This window comes from Sphingomonas sp. (genome assembly GCF_031426035.1).
In the GTDB taxonomy this organism is placed as follows: domain Bacteria; phylum Pseudomonadota; class Alphaproteobacteria; order Sphingomonadales; family Sphingomonadaceae; genus Sphingomicrobium.
This window is the reverse complement of record NZ_JANPKO010000001.1, coordinates 1-3,834: the sequence shown is the minus strand read 5'-3', so window position 1 is coordinate 3,834 and position 3,834 is coordinate 1. Positions and strand designations below refer to the sequence as shown.

Annotated in this window: 3 protein-coding genes and 1 pseudogene; 2 read left to right on the top strand and 2 right to left on the bottom strand. The window is 65.5% G+C overall.

Annotation, left to right across the window (positions count from 1 at the left end):
* Both RMP08_RS00020 and RMP08_RS00015 read right to left on the bottom strand, forming a co-directional pair.
* The coding region (locus RMP08_RS00020) for an aldehyde dehydrogenase family protein (RefSeq protein WP_310466888.1) at positions 1 to 1,218 on the bottom strand (1,218 nt) is incomplete at its 3' end.
* A 66-nt stretch (positions 1,219 to 1,284) separates the two neighbouring features.
* The gene (locus tag RMP08_RS00015) at positions 1,285 to 2,568 is read right to left on the bottom strand and encodes an aspartate aminotransferase family protein (protein WP_310466887.1); all 1,284 of its coding nucleotides are present in this window, start codon (positions 2,566 to 2,568) and stop codon (positions 1,285 to 1,287) included.
* Positions 2,569 to 2,818: 250 nt separating this feature from the next.
* On the opposite strand from RMP08_RS00015, the gene RMP08_RS00010 reads away from it, so the two are divergent.
* Together RMP08_RS00010 and RMP08_RS00005 are read left to right on the top strand one after the other, a co-directional pair.
* Complete coding sequence (locus tag RMP08_RS00010; protein ID WP_310466886.1) at positions 2,819 to 3,613, top strand: TorF family putative porin; 795 nt, start codon at positions 2,819 to 2,821, stop codon at positions 3,611 to 3,613.
* A 38-nt stretch (positions 3,614 to 3,651) separates the two neighbouring features.
* Positions 3,652 to 3,834 (top strand): annotated as a pseudogene (locus RMP08_RS00005) (glutamine synthetase); the annotation flags it as partial.

The following is a 3,834-nucleotide window of genomic DNA, read 5'->3' as shown; positions in this document are numbered from 1 at the left end:
GTCCTCGAAACGGGTGACCGACACGACCGGTCCGAACACCTCACGCTGGACGATCTCATCTTGCGGGCGGGTGCCAGCGATTAGCGTCGGATGATAGAAGAAGCCCGCGCCGTCGCCGGACTTGCCGCCGGCCACGAGCTCGGCCCGGCTATCGGTCACCGCGCGGCGGACGAAGCCCTCGACCCGGTCGCGCTGGCGCTCGGTGATCAGCGGACCAAGGCTGGTCGCGGCCTCGCGCGGGTTGCCCATCTGGATCGCTGCGATCCGCTGCGCCACCGCCTCGACCAGCGCCCGCTCGACCCCGGCCTGGACATAGACCCGGGACGCTGCGGTGCAGTCTTGGCCGGCGTTGTAGAAACCCGCGTCGGTGATGGCTTCGGCCGCGGCGTCGATATCGGCATCGTCGAGCACGATCACCGGCGACTTGCCGCCAAGCTCGAAATGGGTTCGCTTGATAGTCGGCGCGACCGCTTCCATGATCTTGCGCCCGGTGGCGATATCGCCGGTCAGCGAGACCATCCGTACCTGTTTGTGGGCGACCAGCGCGGCCCCCACGTCGCCGCCGTTGCCGGTGACCAGGTTGAACACCCCATCGGGCAAATGCTCGGCGCAGATTTCGGCCAGCCTGAGCGCGGTCAGCGGGGTGTGTTCGGACGGCTTCAGGACCACCGTATTGCCCGCGGCGATCGCCGGCGCGACTTTCCACGCGGCCATCATCAGCGGATAATTCCACGGCGCGATGCCGGCGACAACGCCGAGCGGGTCGCGCCGAAGCATCGAGGTGAAGCCGCTTTTATACTCATTCGCCGGAATTCCGGTCATGGTCCGCGACGCACCGGCGAAAAAGCGGAACACGTCGACCGTATTGCCGACGTCGACGGCCTTGGCGGTGGCGCGGGGCTTGCCGCAATTGCGCATCTCCACCTCGGCGAGTTCGTCGCCGCACTGCTCAATCCGCTCGGCGATCCGCAGGAGGCGTAGCGCCCGTTCCTTCGGTGGCATCGCCGACCAGGTTGGAAAGGCGGCATCGGCGGCGCGCACCGCCTCGTCGACCTGGGCCTTGTTCGCCCCCGCCAAAGCAACGATCTGCGATCCGTCGGACGGGTCGTTGACGAGCTCGACCTCGCCGCTTCCGGCCACTGACCGGCCGTTCACGAACAGGCAGGCCCGCTCCGACACGCTATCCGCTTGCGTCGCCCGATCGACGAGCTCGGTCACTTTGCTCCCTCCGAATCGAGTTCGGCCGAATCGTTCAGCGGCGGTGGGGTGCACATGGGCTTCTCCTCAATCAATTCTGTTGATCTGCTCGGCCAGCATGCCAAACATGGCGTCGATCTGCGCTTCGTCGACGATCAGCGGCGGGGACAAGGCGATGGTGTCGCCAGTTGCGCGAACCAGCAAGCCGGCATCGAAGCAGGCGTGGAACAACGCCGTTCCGCGCTTGCCTGGACAGCCTTCGAGGGGCGCGAGTTCGATCGCGGCGACGAGGCCGATGGTGCGCAAGTCGATGACGTGGCGGGCTTCACGGAGGCGGTGAAGAGCGGTCTCCCACCTCGTTTCCAGCGAGCGGGCGCGCTCGAACAGCGCGTCGTCGCGATAGAGATCGAGGGTTGCGATCCCCGCCGCGGCAGCGAGGGGGTGGCCCGAATACGTGTAACCATGGAACAGCTCGATACCGTCAGCGGCGGCGGCATCGACGATAGCGTCGTGGACCGCGCGCGAGGCGGCAATCGCGCCCATCGGCACCGCCCCGTTGGTCAACCCCTTTGCCATGGTGATGAGGTCGGGAGTGACTCCGAAGCGCTCGGCCGCGGTCGCCACACCGAGGCGGCCGAAGGCCGTGATGACTTCGTCAAAGATGAGGAGAATGCCGTGTTTCACGGTGATTTCGCGCAGCCGCTCGAGGTAGCCCGCTGGCGGAACGAGCACACCGGTCGAGCCCGCGACCGGCTCGACGATGACCGCGGCGATGGTCTCGGCACCGTGGAGAGCGACCAGCCGCTCGAGATCGTCGGCGAGGTGGGCGCCCCAACCAGGCTGGCCGCGGCTGAACGCCATGTCGCTGAGGCTGTGGGTATGCGGAAGGTGATCGACCCCGGTCAGCAGAGTGCCGAAAGCACGGCGGTTGTTGACCAGTCCACCGACCGAAATTCCGCCGAAGCCGGTGCCGTGATAGCCACGCTCGCGCCCGATCAGCCGGGTTCGGCCACCCTCGCCGCGCGCGCGATGATAGGCCAGCGCAATCTTGAGCGCGCTGTCGACCGCCTCCGAGCCGCTACTGGCCAGAAAGATACGATCGAGCCCGTCGGGCATCAACGCGGCGAGCCGGGTCGAGAGCTCGAACGCCCCCGGATGGCCGAGCTGGAAGGTGGGCGCATAATCGAGCTCGGCCGCGGTGCGCTGGATCGCCGCCACGATCGGCGCACGGCAATGGCCGGCGTTCACGCACCACAGGCCGCCGGTGCCGTCGAGAACCGCGCGGCCGTCGGGCGTGAAATAGTGCATGTCACGCGCCGAGGCGAACAGGCGCGGCTCGGCCTTGAACGCGCGATTCGCGGTAAACGGCATCCAAAAGGCCGCGAGGCTGTCGTTAGCGAGCATCGATCCCACCCATAGGTTAAGCGTCTAGGCGCGTACCGACGCGATGGAAGCCACAATAAGGTCGAACATGTCCATCGGTTTTCCCGATGGGAGAGGGATGTGAAATTGGGCTGGCCTTTCAGGACCGGCTCGCACAGCATGTTACAATAATGAGAGAAATCTGCTTCAATCGCGCGCTCGTGCGAACAAAGTGGTGGTCATGAAGGGGGAAAGATCGATGCGTATTCGGCCGATTATTATTGGCGTCGCCTTGGGATCGCTGGTGCTCGGCGCCGCGCCCGCGTGGGCGCAGGACGCGCCGCCGCCCGCCGATGCGCCCTCGCCCGCCGAAGGCAAGGACGACGCCGGCCAGAATATCGCCAAGGCCGATGAGGCAGAAGCGGAGGAGCCGGCCAAGCCGATCACCTTCGAGCTCGATCTCACCGGCGTTTCCGACTATCGTTTTCGCGGCATCTCGCTGAGCGGCAAAGATCCGGCGTTTCAGCCATCCTTTACCGTCAGCCACGAATCCGGGCTCTACGCGAGCGTTTGGGGATCGAACGTCGCCGAGAATGACGGCGACGACATAGAGGTCGATCTGGTCGGCGGTTTCGCAAGCACGCTCGGAACCTTCGATGTCGACGTCAACGCAACCTATTACCTCTATCCCGGCGTCAGCGAGCTCAATTACGTCGAATTTATCGGCACCGTCAGCCATGCCGTCGGTCCGGCGACGGTCGGAGCGATCTTCGCCTTCACCCCCAAGCAGGACGACGCGGCGCCCAAGCGCGGCATCTATTACGGCCTCAACGGCGAGCTCCCGCTGGGCGAGACCGGGGTCAGCCTGACCGCCTCGTTCGGGATCGAGGACAACGCCTTTTACGACAATAAGCGCGACTGGTCGCTGGGGATTGCGGCCGAGGTGCTCGGCTTTTCGCTCGGCGCGGCCTATGTCGATACGTCACACACCGGCGGCGACCCTCTCGGCAAGGCCGGAATTGTGGTATCGATCGGCCGCGCGTTCGAATTCTAACCGATAGGGGAAGGCCCGGCTAAGCGCCGGAGCCCATCATGTCTACCAAACTGGTCAACTGGATTGCCGAGCATGAGATCGCCGAGATCGAGTGCATCGTTCCCGACATGAACGGTGTCCAGCGCGGTAAGGTGCTGCCCGCGGGCAAGTTCCTTGCCGGGTTCAAGGACGGCACGCTGCGCATTCCCGGAAGCATCTTCTCGGTGACCATCACCGGCGAA

Bases quoted from the DNA above. Each gene is read 5' to 3' on its own strand.
- RMP08_RS00015 (WP_310466887.1), bottom strand. From the start codon at position 2,568: ATGCCGTTTACCGCGAATCGCGCGTTCAAGGCCGAGCCGCGCCTGTTC.
- RMP08_RS00010 (WP_310466886.1), top strand. From the start codon at position 2,819: ATGCGTATTCGGCCGATTATTATTGGCGTCGCCTTGGGATCGCTGGTG.